The sequence below is a fragment of the Curvibacter lanceolatus ATCC 14669 genome, assembly GCF_000381265.1.
Classification (GTDB): domain Bacteria; phylum Pseudomonadota; class Gammaproteobacteria; order Burkholderiales; family Burkholderiaceae_C; genus Curvibacter; species Curvibacter lanceolatus.
Window position 1 is genome coordinate 49,161 of record NZ_KB906263.1, and the last position, 20,486, is coordinate 69,646.

Annotated in this window: 15 protein-coding genes; 2 read left to right on the forward strand and 13 right to left on the reverse strand. The window is 62.6% G+C overall.

Features of this window, described 5'->3' with window-relative positions; genetic code table 11:
- Positions 1-9: 9 nt before the first annotated feature.
- The 12 genes from F624_RS33530 to F624_RS0118895 form a co-directional block, all read right to left on the reverse strand.
- A complete protein-coding gene (locus F624_RS33530; protein WP_019575896.1) occupies positions 10-3,099 on the reverse strand; it encodes an FkbM family methyltransferase in 3,090 nt (1,029 codons plus the stop codon).
- Positions 3,092-3,910, reverse strand: a complete 819-nt coding sequence (locus F624_RS0118840) for an ABC transporter permease (RefSeq protein ID WP_211224166.1) — start codon at positions 3,908-3,910, stop codon at positions 3,092-3,094. Before F624_RS0118840 ends, F624_RS33530 begins: the two co-directional genes overlap by 8 nt.
- Complete coding sequence (locus F624_RS0118845) at positions 3,907-5,922, reverse strand: heparinase II/III family protein (RefSeq protein ID WP_019575898.1); 2,016 nt, start codon at positions 5,920-5,922, stop codon at positions 3,907-3,909. The genes F624_RS0118840 and F624_RS0118845 overlap by 4 nt, the downstream gene beginning before the upstream one ends.
- A 3-nt stretch (positions 5,923-5,925) precedes the next feature.
- On the reverse strand, positions 5,926-8,568 hold the full coding sequence (locus tag F624_RS33535) for a methyltransferase domain-containing protein (RefSeq protein WP_019575899.1): 2,643 nt from the start codon (positions 8,566-8,568) through the stop codon (positions 5,926-5,928).
- Positions 8,565-11,099, reverse strand: a complete 2,535-nt coding sequence (locus tag F624_RS0118860) for a bi-domain-containing oxidoreductase (protein WP_019575900.1) — start codon at positions 11,097-11,099, stop codon at positions 8,565-8,567. The genes F624_RS33535 and F624_RS0118860 overlap by 4 nt, the downstream gene beginning before the upstream one ends.
- A gap of 101 nt (positions 11,100-11,200) precedes the next feature.
- Positions 11,201-13,225: a bi-domain-containing oxidoreductase gene (locus F624_RS0118865; RefSeq protein WP_019575901.1), complete on the reverse strand. Its 2,025-nt coding sequence runs from the start codon at positions 13,223-13,225 to the stop codon at positions 11,201-11,203.
- A 125-nt stretch (positions 13,226-13,350) separates the two neighbouring features.
- A complete protein-coding gene (wecC, locus tag F624_RS0118870; protein WP_281170944.1) occupies positions 13,351-14,637 on the reverse strand; it encodes a UDP-N-acetyl-D-mannosamine dehydrogenase in 1,287 nt (428 codons plus the stop codon).
- Positions 14,597-15,715: a non-hydrolyzing UDP-N-acetylglucosamine 2-epimerase gene (wecB, locus tag F624_RS0118875; protein WP_031255539.1), complete on the reverse strand. Its 1,119-nt coding sequence runs from the start codon at positions 15,713-15,715 to the stop codon at positions 14,597-14,599. The genes wecC and wecB overlap by 41 nt, the downstream gene beginning before the upstream one ends.
- Before the next feature lie 312 nt (positions 15,716-16,027).
- Positions 16,028-16,306 (reverse strand): 2Fe-2S iron-sulfur cluster-binding protein, encoded by a 279-nt coding sequence (locus F624_RS0118880; RefSeq protein ID WP_019575904.1) that lies wholly within the window; start codon positions 16,304-16,306, stop codon positions 16,028-16,030.
- 3 nt (positions 16,307-16,309) lie between these two features.
- Complete coding sequence (locus F624_RS0118885; protein ID WP_019575905.1) at positions 16,310-17,098, reverse strand: SDR family oxidoreductase; 789 nt, start codon at positions 17,096-17,098, stop codon at positions 16,310-16,312.
- Positions 17,099-17,184: 86 nt separating this feature from the next.
- Entirely contained in the window at positions 17,185-17,514 is a 330-nt protein-coding gene (locus tag F624_RS0118890; RefSeq protein WP_031255543.1) for a type II toxin-antitoxin system RelE family toxin, read from the reverse strand.
- Between the two features lie 40 nt (positions 17,515-17,554).
- A complete protein-coding gene (locus F624_RS0118895) occupies positions 17,555-17,839 on the reverse strand; it encodes a type II toxin-antitoxin system Phd/YefM family antitoxin (RefSeq protein WP_245573681.1) in 285 nt (94 codons plus the stop codon).
- Between the two features lie 109 nt (positions 17,840-17,948).
- Between F624_RS0118895 and F624_RS0118900 the strand changes: the two genes are divergently transcribed.
- Positions 17,949-18,458, forward strand: coding sequence for a CreA family protein (locus tag F624_RS0118900; protein ID WP_019575908.1), 510 nt, complete (start codon positions 17,949-17,951; stop codon positions 18,456-18,458).
- 4 nt (positions 18,459-18,462) lie between these two features.
- On the opposite strand, the gene F624_RS0118905 is transcribed toward F624_RS0118900, so the two are convergent.
- The gene (locus F624_RS0118905) at positions 18,463-19,401 is read right to left on the reverse strand and encodes a LysR family transcriptional regulator (RefSeq protein ID WP_019575909.1); all 939 of its coding nucleotides are present in this window, start codon (positions 19,399-19,401) and stop codon (positions 18,463-18,465) included.
- Between the two features lie 105 nt (positions 19,402-19,506).
- Here F624_RS0118905 and F624_RS0118910 point away from each other — a divergent pair, with 105 nt between their 5' ends.
- The gene (locus F624_RS0118910) at positions 19,507-20,472 is read left to right on the forward strand and encodes a 3-hydroxyacyl-CoA dehydrogenase family protein (RefSeq protein ID WP_019575910.1); all 966 of its coding nucleotides are present in this window, start codon (positions 19,507-19,509) and stop codon (positions 20,470-20,472) included.
- Positions 20,473-20,486 lie beyond the last annotated feature (14 nt).

The window sequence follows — 20,486 nt, forward strand, 5'->3', positions numbered from 1 at the left end:
CGCAATGGATCACCCCAACTTCACATGAGACGGGACATCCGCCCATCGCGATTGATGGACCGCGACCACGTTGGGGCTGCGTGGCGTCTCGCACGGCGAGGCCAATCGACCTGTGATGGGATCAAAGTCATGAATCCGATAGCCCAACGAATCTAGCAAGCGAACGATGCCAGCGTAGGCCTCTGGGCGCTGTTCGCTGGACGTCTCAAAAAGAACGTGAGGCCTCCATCGTTGAAGGCATTCCTGCGCGCCTTCGAGCACAGCCAACTCAGAGCCCTCGACATCGACTTTGAGGACGTCAAATCGCTTCACTTGCTCATCGCCCATAAACTCATCCAGACACTCGATCCGGATCGACTCCGAGGGCCCCTGCTCATCCGCAATCACAACCCCTCGCCAAACCACCTCAACGATCTCATCGCGCTTCACCAGCCGTCGAAGACAAAGGTGATCCCCAGGCCCACCGCGCAGAAGCAGTTGACCATCCCAATGCATCGTCAGACCCGCACTGAATGAGATATCCCAATCTGGAAAAATAGTCGCCAAGATCTCACACGGCGCTGACTCGCCCGCCATGCTGGACGGCCCAGCCGGTTGGATGGCATAGACAAATCCAAGCTCGCTATACAAATAGATTTCCGCCCAACCCTCAGCCTCGAACGACAGTTTTCGGCACCCTTCCCAGGCAGGCGTCCAGACAGAGGGCTGTACGCCTGCTGTGGTCCGAATGACCGGCAATCTCAATATGCCGTTGAGCGAGTTGTGCCCCGCTAATTCATCACTCGCAAGATAAAGTTTGCCCGGACCGCGTCGGCTGCCGAGAGCTGCAGCCTCCACATGAACGTGGTGAAGTGCATTGATATCAATGTTGCGCAACAACGTTCGACGCTCGCGCCCACTCGGCTCAAAGGCATAGACACGACCCGTAGGACCGACTTTATTGGCCAACAGGAGCGTAAAAAGGCCAATATTAGCTCCGGCATCGACCACCACCCCGCCAGGAGGGCTCAAGGCCTCCAAGACAGTCATTTCATTTGGCTCAAGACTGCCCCCAACATAAAGGACACGGGCCAGATCGCCTTTGGTGGGCAAAACCAGATCCAGACCATTGACCCAAGGCACTTGAAGATCGACAGGTTTGGGTAAGCCTCGAAGGTCCTCAAGTATCGCCTCCCGCTCGCGGGCCAGACGGCCGCCTCGGCGCAGATCCAGGCCGAAATCCCAGGCGGGACAAAACGTGATCGGCTTGAAATCGGCCAACTGCTGGGCCTGGGTGAGTCTGATCGCCAACTCAGGCGCAACACCTGACTCGTCCGGGTCGCGTGCCGAAGACAGGTTCATCTGGGCCGACCAACTGGCCTGCCCCACCACCACCGTGCCGACGGACAGCGGTGAATCGTCGATGATTTCAAACTCCAGCGATCTGGACCGACAGGCATAGACGCCGGGATTGATCGAGAAGTACTGCTCCTGGAACCGGTCGTAATAACCAGGCTCGGCGATCAACACCGTCACCGTATAGGTGCCCGCACTGAACGGGACGGCGTCCAACTTGAAGTCGATGTCCACCAGAGGCCGGGCGCGACCCTGAAGGCGCAGATCCCGACAAAGGTAACGGGCAACATCCTGAGACCCATCGCGGTGCAGGGCCACGACGACGTGCGGACACTCATCCAGCATCTCGTCATGGACGCGGCAGCGGATCAAGAGCTGGGCCGGGTACCCATGACGAAGGTAATAGGTGTCCTGACCATGGGTATCAACAAAATAAACATCCTCAATGGCAATCCGTTGATTACCAATGTGGCGTGCCAACCAACGGGCTGAATCATCGGAGCCTTGTGCCATCCCGATCTGGAAATCGCGCCATTGCCCCGCACTGTCCCCCAGGGTCCGACTCAGACGCTGATGCCCTTCTTGATCGAACACCCGCAGCGCCAAGTGAGCGCCATCGTGGGATTGAACGCGACCCGAGAAAATGAGGCGCTCCCAATCATCAGCCACCAGTTCAGGCAGGCGCACCACCGCGCCCACCTTCAGGAAAGGTGACCCATATGGGTTCACCCAACGGGCTGGCTGCTCGTCCAACAGGAATGATTCACCCCAATTACTCTCGCCCGCCACGAGACTGGCAGGTCCAGTGTCCAGGAAGGCCGCATCGCCCATCAGGGGAATGTCGATGCTCCATGCATCTGGCAGACTCACTCGCAGCGCGGACAGGCCAACCGGTTGGGACAGCGGCGCCAGGGAACAGAACTCCAACAACAGGCGTCGCCCCTCGGACTGCGACGGCGTGCTGGCAGGTGCCACAGCCGCCTCGCTGTGGACCAGGCGCTTGGTGCGCAACCGCTTTTCCTCCTGGGCCCGGATGGAGGTTTCATAGGCCTTGATGACATCCTTGGACGATCCATCGCACACCAACTGGCCCTTGTCGATCCAGATCATCCGATCGCACAGTTTGGCGGCCGAATAGACATCGTGCGAGACCAGCAACAGGCTGCTTCCCCGGGTGCTGCACAACGCTCGGATGCGCTCAAAGCTCTTGCTGGCGAAGTAGGCATCGCCCACCCCCAGGATTTCATCCAGCACCAGTAGCTCGGGCTCGATCACGGTCGAGGTGGCAAACATCAGGCGGGCCATCATGCCGGTGGAATAGGTCTTGATGGGTTGGTCGATGTACTCCTCCAGCTCGGCGAAGTCGACGATGTCCGTGAGGATCCGGTTGGCTTGCGCACCCGAGATGCCCTGGTGGGCCAGGTAGGCCAAGGCATTCTCGCGCCCGGTGAAGTCCTGGTGGAATCCCGAACCGATCTGCAGCAGGGCATGCACGCCCTGGCGCACGTCCAAATGGCCCGACGTGGGCTCGATGACGCCTGTGATCAGCTTGAGCAAGGTGCTCTTGCCCGCCCCGTTGCGCCCGATGAAGGCCACTTTTTCGCCCCGGGAGATCGACAACGTGACCCCACTCAGAGCCGTGTGTTCGGTGTAGGCATCCCGGACTTTCAACAACCCGAACATATCGAGAAACCGATAGTGCGGCTTCTTGTACAGCCGGTACACCTTGCTGACATTGCTCAGCTCGATGATGCGCTCACTCATAGTCCACCAACACGCCCTTGAATCGGTGGAAAAACAGCGAACCCAGCAGGAAAACGCCCGAGGACAACAACACAAACATCAGTAATTTGAAGCCATTGAAAGGATAGTTCACCAGCAGACTGTATCGGAACGCTTCCAGCATATGACTGACCGGATTGAGATCCACCAGGATCGCAAAGGCACCCGGCACCATGTCCCGGGTGAAACCGATCGGCGAAACAAACATGATCAGCAGGATGAGCAGATTCACCACATTGCCGATGTCAGGCAATGCCACAGCCAGCGCCGACAGGATCAGGACCAGACCGACCAGCAGCAGCACCTGAAAGAAGAGCACCAGCGGCAGCCACAGCAGCTTGAGGGAAGCGTAGCCGCCCCACAGCACCAGGATCAGCAGCACCGCCATTCCCACCATCTGGGTGGCCAGGCTGGCGAAGACGGCTCGGATCGGTACCAACTCGATCGGCAGCATCACGTTCTTGATGAGATGCATGTTCTGCCTCAGGCTGACGGTCCCGGCAGACAGGCTTTCCGACAAACCAATGAAGGGTATCAAGCCACAAAACACATAGATCGCGTACCCCAGCCCCTCATAGCCGGGCAGTTGGGTCTTGAAGACCACGGCATAGATGAACAGGTAGATGCTCAGCAACAGCAGTGGGTACAGCAAGAGCCACAAGCGGCCAAAGGCAGAGCCGGAATGCCTCTTTTCCAGCTCCACCTTGGTGACGGCAAACAGCACCCGCCGATTTTTCAGCACCAGCCGGAGCAGATGCGTGGGGTGCCAACGCATCGATTTGGAAGAAATCATGACAAGCATTCCGCGCGAGGCGAGGACTGACAGAGACGGAAGGCCCAGCACGAGCCTCCCACCATCTGCATCTTCGTCCGCAGGTTCAAGGCCAGGCAGGGTTGTGCCCGGCCATAAGAGGGAGAGTACTGGCTGGCCGTCAGCTCGGCCACCAATTCCGGGCCCGACCATTGCAGTTCAAAGTGCTGGCCGCCAGCCCACAGCCTCAATATCGCCCCACCGGGATCCAACTGGGCCGAGACACCCGGCGCCAGATGGAAGTGCCAACTGAGCTCATGTCCGCCCTCTGATCGAAGTTCGTCTTCGACATCGAGTTGGCCCGTCTGCCGATCATGCACGAAACGGCGCCGATGGCGAAGCGGCACCGGCAGGCGCGCATAGCCCTCATGACAGCCCTCGTAGACCATGCGGGACGCAGAGGCCTCGAAGGCCAGGGTCTGCGGCAACGCTTTCTCGAACAATCGGAACAACCACTCAGGGTTCATTTCGTTTTGTTCGATGCCATCCACCATGACGGTGTTATGAAAGGCGGTACCCCGAAAACGGTTGCGCGCCTCCGGGTCAGAGGTGTAGACATAGCTCCCGGGGTCAACGATCAACGGTTGCCCCGCGATGTGCAGCTCAAAGGACAACTGGTCGTTGTGCTTGTGGTTGCCAAAACCTTCGGTCCCAACGATGGCGTTGCTGACCAACAAGTAGTGACCGCCAGCCCGCGAGACGGCATGTCCGGCGTTCGGGTAGAACGTGGCATGGGCTGGCCAAACACCGAGAGGCACCGAGACCTCTGTGCCCGTCACTTCGTCGAAACCCCACCAGGCCGCCTCCCAGGCCCCCACCGGACCGGCCAACCCACGCCAATCCGGTCGTCCAAGGGCGAGCGCCGCAGGCGCCAGCAAATGCCGTGCGTCCTGCGGTTGCCAGTTGCCATACCCGGACAGGATGTGCAAACGGCCATCATCGGCATCCCCCACCTGAGGCATGAGCCCATCAGGGCGCATCACACCCACCAGGTAGTCGATCATCTTCTCCAGACTGGTACGAAAACCTTCCGACAAGGGTCGCCGGATCCAGTGACTCACGTGCCAGGCGCCGAGAAACAGTTCTGTGACCAGGCGGTGATAGGGAATGGAGCTTTCGAAGTCGGCACCGTCCGGCAGGATCTGGACCCGCATCTCGCGCTCCAACATGGCGACACACCAATCCAGCCATTGCTGCCCCTGAGGTCGATCAACAAAGACCGCAGCCACATACAGCAGCCCCACCACATTGCTCAGGAAGTGATTGCTGGTGACCTCGTACTTGTCTTCCAGGTTGCCTCGGATGAAATGGCCCAGCGCCAGCAGGTGATGGCAGGCCCTGGACCAGAAATCCGGATCCGGCCCCTCCCAGGCCTGCAGAATCTGCAAGGTCACGGCCCAATTGGCAGCACGCAGTGCCACGTCCATGGTGCAGACCCAGTTGACACCGACCCCCACGGGGTTGGCGGCCACAAAATCGTCGAGTTGGTGCGCGATCTCGCACGCGTAGCGCTCATCGCCCGTCAGCGCCCAGGCCTGGGCCAGCAGGGGCCAATGCTGGCAGCGAGCCAGCTCCCAGGGAAGCTTGATGTCTGCCAGGCCAGGCCTCATGGTGGCCATGTCCCAGCTCTTGTGGGGAAATCCTGTGGGGAAGCGCAGTTGGCGCCCCGGGTCCAGGTGCCAGTCGATCCAGCGATAGCCATCGGGGTGCGGCGGCCTCGACAAGTCCCCGGGCTCGAAATCGTCAACCCCCAGCAAGCTGAACCGATGGCTCAGCACTTGCTCGGCAGCGGCCACCGTGCGGTCGATCTCGGCAGGCCACTCGTTGCGCAGCCGCTCCATGCGGGCCGGGTTCGGCCCCATGGGCAGGCGCGCAGGGGAGCGCAGCGCGGCCACATCCTCCGGCGCCAGCGTCCAGGCCATGTCCACGGACTGGGGCACCGTGATGCTGCTGGCCCTGGACCGGGTCAGGAATCGCCTCAGAAAGGAGAACATGCTTCAGGCCCGTGGCTTGTAAGCCTTGATGACAAGATTCCATCCCATCCAGCGCCCAAGGGTCTCCAGGGGGACTCGCTTGAGGATCGGCGGGACCTCCGCCGGGGTGAGCTGGCACTGGGTGATCTCGATGTCGGTGAAGGCCGAGAACATCTGCCTCAAACGGGCCGGTGTGTACACCTTGACCAGGGGCTTGGCGTCGTTCTCGCTGATCTCGACCGCTTCCGACATGATGGCTCCGATCGACTTCTCGTAGATCTGGGCCTGGCCGAGGCCGATTTCCAGCACCAAATTGCGCCAGTAATGGAGTGAGTTTTCGGCGTAGACCATGATGATCGCCTTGCCACCGGGCTTCAGCACCCGGTAGATCTCATCCACCACCTGCTGGGTATTGGGCGTGTGATGGATCACGCCATTGGAATAGACCAAGTCGAAGTGATTGTCCTGAAAGGGCAAATTCTCCGCATCGTGGTGCACAAAAGTGCCCTGCAATCCCCTGAGGAGAAAGTTCTCCCGGGCCAACGCCAGATGCCCGGCCGACAGGTCGACATCGGTCATGCGAGCGCCATGCCGTGCGAACTGGGCATGGTCCGTTCCCATGCCGGCACCGATCTCCAACACCTCTTCACCCGCGTGCTGGTCAAACTCCATCAAGCGGGGCATCCAGGGCCCATATTGTTCATAGCGGTAGCGCTCGACCTCCAGGAACCACTCCAGCGTGTGCTTCGGAACGTCCTTGACGTAGTGGGAGCCACAAGGGTCATGGTCCCACTGGTTCTGCACCTCGTCCTTGTAGCGATCACCCGTGACCAGCAAAGGCGCAGCCTGCACGGGCGCCTGGGGCACCAGCACGGATGCGGGAACATGGCCGGCCGCGAAGCCAAGCAGCCGTTGGACATGGTGACGCCAGGCATAGTACGACTCCGCAGCCTGCCGGGCGTTGCGCCCCAGGACATCCGAAACCTCGGGGTGCTTGCACAGATAGACCACGGCTTCAACAAACTGTCGCAGATCCCCTGGCGCACACAGGATCGCCCGTTGTTTGTCCAGCATGTTGATCGCCGGCAGGTCCTCGGCCCGGACCGAAGGATTCAAAACCTCGCCCATCTGCTCAAGGTCGCTCGCAACGATACCGACCCCCATGCCCATGTATTCGAACAGCTTGGTCGGGGACCCGAAGAACTTGCCATCAACCATGTGCGCGTTGTGCGGCGCAATGCAGATATCGCAGGCCTTGAGAAGGCGTGCGCCCTCCTGCTGAGGCACGCGCCCCACGCAATGAACCACATCCCACAGGCCATTTTCGTGGATGGCCTGATCGACCAGGGCCTTTTTATGACCATCGCCGATGAGCAGCACACGGGCGTTCTTGCACCGCTTGATGATCATCGGCAATGCACTGGCCAGCGTGTCGATGCCATGCCAGCCGCCGAAGGTGCCCGTGAACCCGATCACGCGGTCATCCGGACCGAAGCCCAGTTCAGCACGCAGCGCTGTGCGCTCGTCGGGTGAAGCCGGGCAATAGCTGTCGAGATCCACGCCATTCGGATTGACCAGAATCTTGTCGGCGGCAATGCCTCGGGCCACCAGGTCGGATTTGACGGGCTCGGAGATCACGGAGATCACCGTGGCCTGCTTGAATGCCACAGACTCGATGCGCAGGAACTCCTCTTCGTGCTCGAAGCGGGTCGTTCCGAAGCTTTTCTGGATGGATATCTCGGAGCCGTTGTACTCGAGCAGGTAGGGAATCCCGAGCTCGGCCGCCAGGCGCGCACCGACATAGTTCCCGAGCACGGCGCGCTCGTACAGATAGGCCGGCTGGAGCGCCTCCAAAGCGGTCTTGAGTTGGACGTAGAAATGCTCGTTGGCCGCCAGCAGCGACTGCTCCGACGACTCCGCATAGGGCGGGCCAACAATGACTTGGTGCAGCCCCATCTCGTCCAACATCGAGAAATGGTTTGCCATGAAGCACACCAGCCCATCGGAAGCCCGCGCCAGCTCATGTGCCACATGGCAGGTATGGCCATAGCTGCCGCCCGACGTGATGCGACCCCAGTAATCCGTGCGCAGGTAGACGCCACGCCCGGCCACCCGCCAGGCTCCGCTGTCCTGGACCAGGGCGGGCTGCAGGCTGGTGGGCGCGGACGATGCCAGCTTGTCCAGGATCTGGAGCCGCTCCACCGGCGTGCTGGGCGCCACCACGGGGGCCGCCGCCGCTTCTGCGGCAGGTGCGGACAGCCCTGTCGCCGCTCGCACCCAACGCGCCACACCCAATGTGTTCAAGATCCGCACGCCCTGGTTGACCAGCCAAACCATCCAGCACAGGCGCCAGTAGCTGCGCAGGCGCTCGGCATCAGCCACCTCGACCACCTGCTCACGCGGCCAGTAAAAAAACACCCGCTTGCCCGCCAGCAAGGCCTTGCGGGCCAGCTTCAGGTGTGCGGGCCAGGGCCAGCCGTTGACCAGTTCGATGATCAGCCCTGCACACCCCGGGGCGGCCAGCACGGCGGCAGGCGAAACGGGCTCGAGCGCAGCACGCCGGATCACGACCGGATGGCGTTCCGTCATTCCGGCCAGCGCCGGCTCGACCAGGGTGCAGCCCTGGTCGAGTTGCGGGTTCAGGTACTGGTATTCAGCCTTGCTCATGCGTCTGTCCGTCCGAAAATCAAATCTTCCACATGCAAGGCCACGGCCGTGGTCTCGACGATCTCATCGAAGGCGATCACGGGATCAGTGCCCTGAGCGACCGCCTCGCCAAACAGACGCATTTCTTCCGCATGGCCCTTGTCCGCCTGGTCTGACTTCCAGAGCACCTCGCCGTCGGAACAGCGTGTGAGGCTCTTGAAATCGTCAATGAGGTAGGCCTCGCCATCGCAAAACACCTCAATGCGCTCCTTGGGCAGCCCCTTCTTGGGCCCCAGCGCGGTGTAGACCAGGTTGCCGACGCTGCCGTCCTCATACGCCAGAGTGGCGACAAAGTTGTCGGATCGCGCATAGGGCAATGCGCCGGGATTGATCGACGACGCGGAAATGCGGCTGACCGGAGCGCCAGCCAGGCTCCGGAACACGTCGTACATATGACAGGCCTCACCGATATTGCGACCGGCACCATCCGCCGTCTGGATCCAATGATCCAAGGGGATGTAACCTCCATTGAGGCGGTAGTTGATGATCAGCGGCGAACGACGCCCCTGAAGAATCTGGCGCAGCTGGAGCAAGGCGGGCGAAAAGCGCCGATTGAAACCCACCATGAGCTGTGGCGGCGCCTCCAGCGCACGGTAGGCCTGGACCAACTGATCCAGCTCTTCCCAGTGCACCGCCAGGGGCTTCTCCACGAACACATGCTTGCCGGCCTGCAAGCCGGCAAGGGTCTGGGCCGCGTGCTCGTTATGACGGGTCGCAATGACCAGCAGGTTGATAGCCTCATCCTCCAGCACCGGCGCCAGATCGGTCGCAAAGATGTCCAGCCGGCGCTCGCGGACAAAGTTGCCTCCACGCACCGTGTCGCGCGACACCACACCACGCAAAAAGAAGTGCCTGGGGTGACGCTCCATCATGGGGACCAGCATGGACTGGCCGTACGCGCCAGCCCCCACCAGCACCGCCTGCGCAGGCCCCTGCTGGGGCTTGCGGTGGCCGCGCAATGCGACTCGGCTCGAATCGAGCGGCTGCGGGGGTGGCATGGCCGGATCCGGGTAGGCCAGCAAGACGCCCAGAGGGGCTGCTGCACTCCGGGCCAGGCGGTCATACAGGGCGGGGGCCTGGTCCAAAGGCACCACCTCATCGATCAATGAACCGATTTTCAGACGCCCCTGCGCAGCCAGGTCGAGGTAGCTCTGCATGTTCCGGTTCAAAGTCCAGCGAACATAGGCAAAAGGGTAATCCTGACCGCTTTCCTCATAGCTGGGGTCGTATCGCCCCGGGCCATAGGAGGTGCTCATCAACAGGTCAATCTCTTTGCGATAGAACTGGCTGCGTTGCACGTTCAGGCCGACATCACCCACGATGACCACGGCACCCCGACGACGCGTGATGTCCATGGCCAGGTTGATGACGGCATCCGACTTGGTGGCGGCGACCATCAAGGTCTTGTCCACCCCCCGGGCCCCCGTCAGGTCTCGGACCAGCGCCGCCAGGGCCTCGGGCGAGCCGGCACCTTGCTGCATCCCCGCGTCCAGAGCCCGTTGGAGCCGCAACGGGTCAAGGTCCATGCCGATGACGGTACAGCCTGATGCCAACAACAATTGCACGGTGATCTGACCCAAGAGGCCCAGACCGATCACGCAGACCGTCTCGCCAAGAGCCGCCTCCGCCCGACGAACCCCCTGCAACGCGATCGTGCCCACCGTGGTCGTCGCCGCAATCTGCAGGTCCAGGCCGGCTGGCACACGACACACCAGATTGCGGGGCACTGCGACGTAGTCGGCATGGTTGGCCTTGCCAGCCCCGGCGCAGGCCACCCAATCACCCGGCGCAAGATCCGTGACGCCAGCCCCCGTGGCCAGGACCTCGCCTGCTGCCGAATAACCCAGATTCCATCCAGCGGCATCCATCTCGTTCTGGGGCGTGCCGTGAGGATCCGGCGCCAACAAGGTGGTGTTCACCTGGCTCAGCTCAAGCTGGGTGATCCCCCCTTGTGCATTGGCCAGCACCAGACGGACCTCGGTCTCACCCTGGGGATCAAAAATAAAGCGATCGTCGAGTTCCCCCGCCGCCAAGACAGACAGACCAAGCCACCGCTGCCCCCCGGCATCCAGCATTCCCAAGGACATCACCCCGGGGGACAGATGCCCCTTCAGATCGACCGCCACCATGTGCCCGGGGCTGACCCGGATCACGGCCGAGCGGGCCTGGTAATGGAAATCCGAAGCATCCGTCGTCAACGAAAGGCCAGTGGGCGCCTTGCCGGCAAAGGATGTGGCATTGTCCTGCGACCAACTGAGGGCCCCGAGAACGTGGTCTGCCGCGGGCGGCCTGGGGCGCCGAGGCACCCACTTCACCACCTGCATCTGGGCAATCTGCTTGACGCGCTTGACGGCCAACCCTGGATTCGCGATTGCAGCCTTCAGGTAATGGTGTGCCAAAGAGGACGCGGCCACGACCTTGTCGATCCCGCGTTCCCCCTCCACCGGCGGTGAGGGGCGCAGCGTGGCGACCTCGGTGCCCACGCTGACCATGGAATAGCAAACCCGGACCAGGACCTCCCCGGGCCGAGCGACTGGCGCAGGCATGCGGGCGACTTTGACCCCGGCGTTGTTGAGTAGGAGTTGTCGCATGTTTAGCAGGCCTCTGACGGGCGCTGGTGAATTTGGGTTTCGACGCTCAGCGCCAGGCGCGCCACGTCCAGTTGTTCAGTGAGTGAAATCGGCCAGTCTCCTCCGTCACGGAGGGCATTTGCCAGCGCCTGCAGCTCTTCAAACTGCCCTTTCTGCGCCAGATTGCTCCGCCAGGGTTTGGCTCGCGCGCCCCGAAGGACCACCGACTTGTAATCATCCAGTTCGATGAGCTTGCCGTCCATGAAGATCTCCAGCCGCTCCTTGGCGACCTCCTGAGGCCCCAGGCTGGTGTAGAGCAGGCTGGCCATCGAGCCGTCGGCGAAGCTGGCCGTGACCGAGAAGTTGTCATCGCTTCGGACCTGAGCCCCGCGGCAATGCAGCGATTGCGCCTGAACGGTGACCGGGCGGGATCCGGTCAGGTGGACGAACAGGTCATAGATGTGGCAGGCCTCGCCCCGGTTGCGCCCCCCCCCCTCCTCACCATGAACCCAATGCTCGGGTGGCAGATAGCCCGCGTTCATGCGGTACTGGAGAATCATCGGCCCACTGCGCTGACTGAGCCAGTCTCGCACCTGGCGGATGGGCGGGGAAAAGCGCCGGTTGTAACCCGTCATGAGCAGCGGCTTGCCGGCTGGGTCGGCGCCATAAAACGCCTCGATGGCATCGAGTTCAGCCGCCTGAAGGGCCAACGGCTTCTCGACGAACACATGCTTGCCCGCTTGCAGCGCGGCCAGTGTCATGCCGGCGTGCAGATGATGTCGCGTGGTGATGATCACCAGATCCACCTCGGGATCTCGCAGGACTTCGTCGAATTCCGTTCCGGCGGCCGGCACCTCGTACTGTCGGGCCACCGCCTTGGCCTGAGCCCCCTGACGACTGATGATCCAGCGCAGTTCGAAACGATCCCGCAGGCGCACCAGATTGGGCAGATGCATCCCCTGAGCGAAGGCACCGGCACCGATCAAGGCCGTCCGGATCCCTCCGCGCGGACTGCCCCCAGCCCGAGGCAGACGCACGCTGCGGGCCCGCGCATCCGCACCATCGGGGTAACGCAGCAAGGCCAGCAAGGGCTTGGGTGTGGCCTCTGCGATGCGCCGATAGGCCACGTCGGCCTCTGAAATGTTGTGAACCTCGGGCTGCAGCACCGATAGATCGATCCGGCCTTCCGCAAGCAACGCCAGATAGGCTGCCATGTTGCGGTTCTCAGTCCAGCGCACATACGGCAACGGATAGTCTTGCCCGCCCTCTTCATAATACGGATCGTAGCGCCCCGGCCCGTAGGAGGATGAGATGAGGAAGTCGAGTTCCTTCTTGTAAAAGTCTTCACGACGCAGGTTCAGTCCCACGTCGCCGACCAGGACGACTCGACCCTTCTTGCGACAGGCCTGCATGGCCAGACGCACGATGTCATGGTCGGGCGCGGCCGCAGTGATGATGACGGCGTCAGCCCCCAAGCCGTCTGTATGCCAGGCCACCTGGGAGACGATGGGATCGTTCTGAGGATCCAAGCCCAGCACGCCGGTCTGCTGCCGGGCCAGCGCCAAACGAGAGTCCTCCGGGTCCAGACCAATGACCCGACACCCGTTGGCCTGCAGCAGTTGCACCGTCAATTGCCCCAGAATGCCCAAGCCGATCACGACGACCGTCTCGCCCAGAGTGGGCGCCGTACGACGCACGCCTTGCAGGGCGATGGCCCCAAGCGTCACCGTACAAGCCTGGTCCAAGGTCACATCCTGGGGCAAGGCCACGGCCAGATTCACGGGCACATCGATGAATTCGGCATGGTTGGCAACCCCCGCCCCGGCGCAGGCCACCCGGTCGCCCACCGAGAAGCCGGTCACCTCTTCACCCGTCGCCACGACAACGCCAGCGGCGGAATACCCGGTGGGTTGCCCCGCCTGCAGCATCCCCTGGATGCGCCGCCATGTCTTGCCGACCCCTTGCTCCTGGACCATCTTCAAGGCCAGCCGAACGTTCTCGGGCTGACGCAAGGCTCGCTTGTACAAAGGCACCGCCGCTGCTGCCATACCGGCCCCTTCAGTGCCGACGCTGATACACGAGTACGCCACTCGGACCAGGATGTTCCGGCGCCCTACGGAGGGTGCAGGAACCTCCTCCACCACAGCACCGCCCCCCGTCAACAACACCTGCTTCACGACCAGAGGCCTCGTGTATCAATCAGTGCCTTGCCCTGCAACGTCCCTGGATCCACTTCTTTGAACTGGCTGTGGTTGACCAGCAGCACCACGACATCAGCCGCCGAGATGGCGTCCTGCGCCGTCACCAAGCGCACGTGACCAAGGGCCTTCAGCGAGGCAGGCAGAGCGTTGATGTGGGGCTCTGCGACATAGACCGGCCCCACATGCTCCTGCGCCATGTGCAGCGCGATTTCAAGCGCAGGGCTCTCTCGCAAGTCATCGATGTCGGGCTTGAAGGCCAGGCCCAGAAAGGCGATGGAACGGCCAACGCCCCCCGCCCCCAGCGCCTGCCGAATCTTGTCCATGACAGCATGCGGCTTGCCATCATTGACGCGGCGCGCTGTCGCGATCAACTGAGCCTGCTCCGGGGCCGAATGAACGATGAACCAAGGATCGACCGCGATGCAATGGCCGCCCACACCCGGCCCAGGCTGCAACACATTGACCCGGGGGTGGTGATTGGCCAGCTTGATCAATTCCCAGACATTGATGTCCAGGCGGTCGCAGATCAATGAGAGCTCGTTGGCAAATGCGATGTTGACGTCGCGAAACGCGTTTTCTGTCAGCTTGGCCATCTCGGCCGTCCGCGCCGCCGTGGCCAGACACTGGCCATCGACAAACAACCTATAGAAATCAATCGCTCGCTCGGCACAGGCCGACGTCATCCCCCCGATGACCCGGTCGTTCGCCACCAGTTCATGCAGAACCCGGCCCGGTAGCACGCGCTCGGGACAATAAGCCACCGCCACATCGGCTGGAGCCCCTCCGGGCACAGGAAACGACAGATCAGGCCGAGCCTGCGCCAACCAGGTCACCATCTTTTCGGTCGTCCCGACCGGTGAGGTCGACTCGAGAATCACCAGACTGCCTTTCTGCAGATAGGGTGCGATGCTCCTGGCCGCGGCCTCGACAAAGCTCACATCGGGTTCATGGTCTCCCTTGAAGGGCGTCGGCACGGCAATCAGGAACACATCGGCAGGCTCGGGCTGAAGGCTCGCCCGAAAATACCCCTGCTGAACCGCGGCCCGCAACACACCGGCCAAATCAGGTTCAACGATATGGATATCGCCAGCATTCAAGGTCTCAATCACATGGGGCTGAACATCGACCCCCAGCACCGACACGCCTTTTGAAGCGATCACCGCAGCAGTAGGCAACCCAATGTAGCCGAGACCGACCACAGAAACTTTTTGAAATGATTTAGGCATAAGCGATTTTTTCTGCGATGCGTGATGCGGCATGGCCGTCCCCATAAGGGTTGTGGGCACGCGCCATGGCTTGATAATCCGACTCATTATCCAGCAGGCGTGTGACATGGCCGACAATGCTGTGGGCGTCGGTGCCCACCAGCACCACGGTGCCAGCCTGAACCGCCTCAGGCCGCTCAGTGGTGTCACGCATCACCAGAACCGGCTTGCCCAGGGAGGGCGCCTCTTCCTGGATTCCGCCTGAATCCGTCAATATCAAATACGAACGCGTCATCAGATAGACGAAGGGCTCGTACTCCAGCGGCGCCACCAAATGGATGCGCGGATGGCCTCCCAGCCATCGCATGACCGGCTCCTGCACACGCGGGTTGAGGTGCACCGGATAGACCACCTGCACATCTTCGCGCTCGGCCACTTGCTTCAAGGCTTGGCAGATGCTCTCGAAACCAGCGCCAAAATTCTCGCGGCGGTGCCCCGTGACCAGAATTATTTTTCGATCGGGATTCAAATATTCAAAACTTGCCTGCAAAGCCAGGCGGAGTACGTCATTTGTTTCAATGCGCCGACTCACACTCTTCAACGCATCAATGACTGTATTTCCGGTGACCATGATTCGGTCAGCAGATACCCCTTCCGCCAGGAGATTGTCACGAGCCATCGCTGTGGGAGCAAAATGCAAAGCTGCAATGGCACCGGTGAGTTTTCGATTCATCTCCTCAGGCCAAGGAGAATAAATATTACCGGTTCGCAACCCGGCCTCCACGTGTCCAACCGGTATTTTTTTATAATATGCTGCCAGACTTGCAGCAAAAGTCGTTGAAGTATCTCCATGGACCAGCAGCCAGTCAGGCCGAACCTTGTCCAGCAAGGTATCCAGCCCATGCAGAATGCCGGTTGTGATATCCACCAGGGATTGCCCCTGCTTCATGATTTTCAAATCATAGTCCGGCTGAATATCAAAGCATGCCAGCACCTGATCCAGCATTTCTCGTTGCTGGCCCGTCACACAAACCAGACTGCGAATTCCCGCTTGTTCCGCCAATGCGGCGACAACGGGCGCCATTTTTATGGCCTCGGGTCGGGTCCCGAATACTGCCATGATAGTTTTCATAAATTATTATCCGCAATCAATCTCAAAGTCTGTCCTGCCTCAGGCCTTTGAGAAACGGCACTACGCCAAAGCATACCGCGAAACATGGCTTCTCCGAGGTCTGTGGCGCACCAGCAGCAAAAACCTCGCGCAAGCCATGAACTCACACATCCGTCATGAATATCAACTTCACTTGAAAGATCCAGAGATCCCCCCCAAAAAAAGCCAGATGAATTCTAAGACGTCGCACAGCCACAGCCGCAAGGTGCCGCAGGGACGGCCGATCTCCCGCCGACAGTGAGCTTAACGATGCCGAGCGGCAGGTACCCCGAATCAGTACAACGCCAACAGCAACGGGGCCTCTCCCGCAGCCTCCGCCACACAGGGCAACACCCAGCCCTCAGTCTTCTCCTCACGACTCAAGCCTGGCCATTCGATGCGATAGCGCACCTCACCCGCCATGAGCCGGCACATGCAGGTGCGGCAGGTGCCATTGCGGCATGAGCTGAGCAGTTCGATACCAGCGCGCTCGGCTGATTCGAGCAGCGACTCACCTTCCACCGCGGCCCACTCAGCCTCCAGATCAGGGCAGCGGATGTGCCACTCCGTCATGGCTCAAACCACCATGGGTGTCACCGCACCATCCATGGCCAGGATGGCGCCGGTGATGTAGCTGGCCCTGGGCGAGGCCAGAAACACCACCGCGTTGGCAACCTCCTCCGGCGTGGCCAGGCGGCCCAGGGGCAGTTTGGCGCGGGAGCGCTCCAAGGCCTCGTCCGGGGTGATGCCCTGCAAACGGGCCTCGGCATTCAGTCCCTCGCGCAGGCGTTCGGTCAAGGTTGCACCAGGGTTGACGGCATTCACCCGCACGCCACGCGGGCCATAGGCCGCAGCCAGACCGGCGCTCACCAGCATCAGCGCGGCGTTGGCGGCGCCGCCGGGCAGATGGATGGGGCTGGCCACCTTGCCGCCCGCGCCCACCACATTGACGATCACGCCCTGCCCGCGCTGGGCCATGCGCTTGATGGCCGGATCGATCATGTGCAGGTAGCTGAAGTACTTGGCCTGCATGGCGTCGTGCCAGGCCTGGGGCGTCAACTCATCGGGCGGGGTGCGGCGGGCGGCACCTGCGGAGTTGACCAGCACATCGACCGGCCCCAAGCGCGCCTCAGCGGCATCCAGCGCGGCCAAGGCGGCATCGGCATCGCACAGGTCGGCAGCCACCGTGGCCACGCGCTGCGCATCACCGCCCAAGGTGCTCAAGGCCTGCGCCAGTGTCTGCGGGTTGCGCGCCACCAGCGTCACACGGGCCCCTTCGGCCAGAAAGCCCTGGGCGCAGGCCAGGCCGATGCCTTTGCTGCCGCCGGTGATCAGGATGTGGCGATGGGTGAGTTGAAGGTCCATGAGGGGGCTCCGAGCGATGGGTCTGAAAACGGGGAGTGAGTTTGCATGGCGTGCGGATTGCGGCCCGCATCTACGGGCCAATGACCTCAATCACGGCGCTGGCTTTTTCGTTTTGTCGCGAAGGAACGAGCCAGAGCTGCGGCTTCAGAGGCGACCCGGGTGATGGCAGCCTGATAGACGACACCATCTTCTCTTTTGTCAACAGCCACCACGGTGACGATCAAATGGTCGTCTTCAACGGCGTAGACCAGCCGCACCCCTTGCTGACGCAACTTGATTTTGTAGCACCCCGCCAGTTCTCCATGCAGTTCCCCGCCTGGGACATGCGGGTTGTCCAGCCTTTTGGCCAGAAGCTTCTTCAGGGGCGCACGAACCGAACCATCCAGCCGATGCCATTCTTCCAAAGCCTCGGGCATGAATCGGAGCTTGTATTTGTACTTGGGCCTGCCCGCAGCCTCAGAGCTCGTCAAGATCGACCTCAACGGCCCGCGACTTCTCGGCCAGGCGGTTGAGCGCTGTCCGGTGTAGTGATTGATCAGCCAACTCGTCCAGAATGGCTTCAAACAAATGCGGCTCGACCATGTAGAAGGCGGGCCGGTTGTGGTTAAGAACCGCCACAGGCCGGTTGTTGGCATCGCGCAGCACGGCGGCCGGGTTCTTTTTGAACTCGGACATGCTGACCACCAGATCAGAATGAATGGCGTCCATTTCAGCTCCAAATAGAGATCCAAATGTAGCCATGGGTCATGATCTCGTCAATTTTGCGTTTCAATCTCAAGGCTCTCACACCCACCCGCCAGCCACCCTGTCGCCACAGCCGTTGTACGCGCAGCACCCAGGAGAAATTCACATGCCCCACCCCACACCCGTGACCCGACGCCCCCTGCTGCTCCGCCTTGGCGCCGCGGCCTGGCTGGCACTGGCCGCCGCCAGCGCCCACGCCGGCCCTGACCTGGTCGGCGACGTCAGCACCGCCTTCAAGCTGATCGGCCCCAACCACAAGATCGTGGTCGAGGCCTATGACGACCCCCTGGTCGAGGGCGTGACCTGTTTCGTGTCGCGCGCCCGCACGGGGGGGCTGTCGGGGGCCTTTGGCCTGGCCGAGGACAAGGCCGAGGCCTCGATTGCCTGCCGTCAGGTGGGCCCGATCAGCTTCAAGAAGCCCTTGCCGCGTGAAGACGAGGTGTTCTCGGAGCGCATGTCCATCCTGTTCAAGCGGCTGCGCGTGGTGCGCATGGTGGACACCAAACGCAACACCCTGGTCTACCTGACGTACTCGGATCGGCTGGTCGAAGGCTCGCCCCAGAACAGCGTGACTGCGGTGCCGGTGGATCGGGCCCAGGCCATTCCGCTGAAGTAAGCCCTCAGCTCTCGCCCACGTTGCGGCGCCTGCGCGCCGGCACCAGGCGCAGCATCTCTTCGCGCAGCAGGGCCACCATCTCGGTGGCGGCGGGGCTCAAGGCCCGGCCCCGGCGCGTGACCAGGCCGATGGGGCGGCGGATGTCGGGCCGGCACAGGCGCCGCTTCACCACCCCGGGCAAGGGCGCCACGGCGGCAGCCCACTCGGGCAGCGCGGCCACGCCCAGGCCGGCGGCCACCATGGCCTGGATGGTGGCCAGATGCTCCACCTCGTAACGCGGCGCAAAGCGCAGGCGGTGCTCCAGCAAGGCCGCGTCGGCGTACTGGCGTACGCTGGTGGGTTGGGGCATGGAGATGTGCACCAGGTCCGCCACCTCGGCCCAGCCCAGGGCCTGCCGTCCTTTGGCCAGAGCGTGCTGGGCCGGCAGCAAGAGCACAAAGCCGTCTGAGGCCAGGGGCTGGTCGTCGAGATCGGCATAGGCCGGGTTGGCGGCCGTCAGCGCAAAGTCGACCTCGCCGCGGCGCACCAGGTCAAACGCAGGGCCCGACAAGGTGTCGATCACCGACAGGCGAATGCCCGGGTGCTGGGCGGCCAGCCGGGCCATGGCGGCGGGCACCACGGTGGCCGCCAGCGAGGGCAAGGCCGCCAGCGTGACCTGCCCCACCTGCAACTCGGCCACGCTGCGCACCGCCCGCACGGCCTCGTCGGTCTGGGCACGCAAGACCTGCACCTGTTCAAAAAACACCTGGCCGGCCAGGGTAAGCTGCACGCTGCGCGTGGTGCGGTCGAACAGGCGCGTGCCCAGGGACTCCTCCAGCCGGGTCAGCACCCCGGACACCGCCGACTGCGACAGGTGCACCTGATCGGCCGTGCGCCGAAAGCTCAGGGTTTGCCCCAGGGCGAGAAAGACATCGAGCTCACGGGTGGACCAATTGATCTGCATGGCAGATCAGTTTATTGAAAAAATCGTCTGGACGGTGCAATGCCCCCTTCCTAGACTGCGCAGACTTTCTCAAACCATCTGCGTGGCTCCCTGGCCTCCGACACCATGAACACCGACCTGCTTTTACCCGCCCACCCCCGCCACACCCATGCCGTGGTCGTCGGCGCCGGCACCATGGGGGCCGATGTCGCCACCGTGCTGGCCCGGGGGGGCTGCCGCGTCACCGTGAGTGACCCCAACCCCGCCCAGCGGCAAGCCATGGCCCAGCGTGTGCTGCAAGGCCTGCAGCCCCTGGGGCTGGCGCAACGCGCCGAGCGCGTGCAGGCGGTGGCCAGCCTGCAGGAGGTGGACTGGCATGACGTGGTGCTGGTCATCGAATGCATTCCCGAAAAGCTGGACCTCAAGCAGGCCCTGTTCGCCGAACTGGTGCAGCGCGCCCCGGCGCACACGGTGCTGACCAGCAACAGCTCGAGCTTTCCGATCAGCGCCATCGCGGCAGGCCTGCCGACCGCCGAGCGCATGCTGGGCCTGCACTTCTTCATGCCGGCCCACCTGGTGCCTCTGGTCGAGGTGGTGCATGGCCCCGCCACCGACGAGGTGCAGGCCAGCCGCCTGTGCCAGTTCATGCGCGGCTGCGGCAGCGTGCCGGTGCGGGTGCGCAAGGACAAGCCGGGCTTTCTGGCCAACCGCCTGCAGCACGCCTTGGCGCGCGAGGCCTTTGCCATGATCGACGAGGGCGTGGCCACGCCGGAAGACGTGGATGCCGCGGTGCGCTTCGGCTTCGGTTTCCGCTACCTGGCTGCCGGCCCGGTGCTGCAGCGCGACCACGCCGGGCTGGACGTGCATTGCGCCGCCGCCGCCACCATGTACCCCTCGCTGGCCGCCAACACCGAGCCCGCCCAGGTGCTGCGCGAGCAGGTGGCCGCCGGCCGCCTGGGCATGAAGACCGGCGCCGGCTTTTTCGAGTGGCCCGAGGAGCGCCGGCTGGCCGAGCGCCAGCGCTACGACGCCTTGCTGCAACAAGGTCTGGCCCTGCTGGCGTCCGAATTGCCGCCCATCGACAGCGACTGAACCCGCCCCCCAAC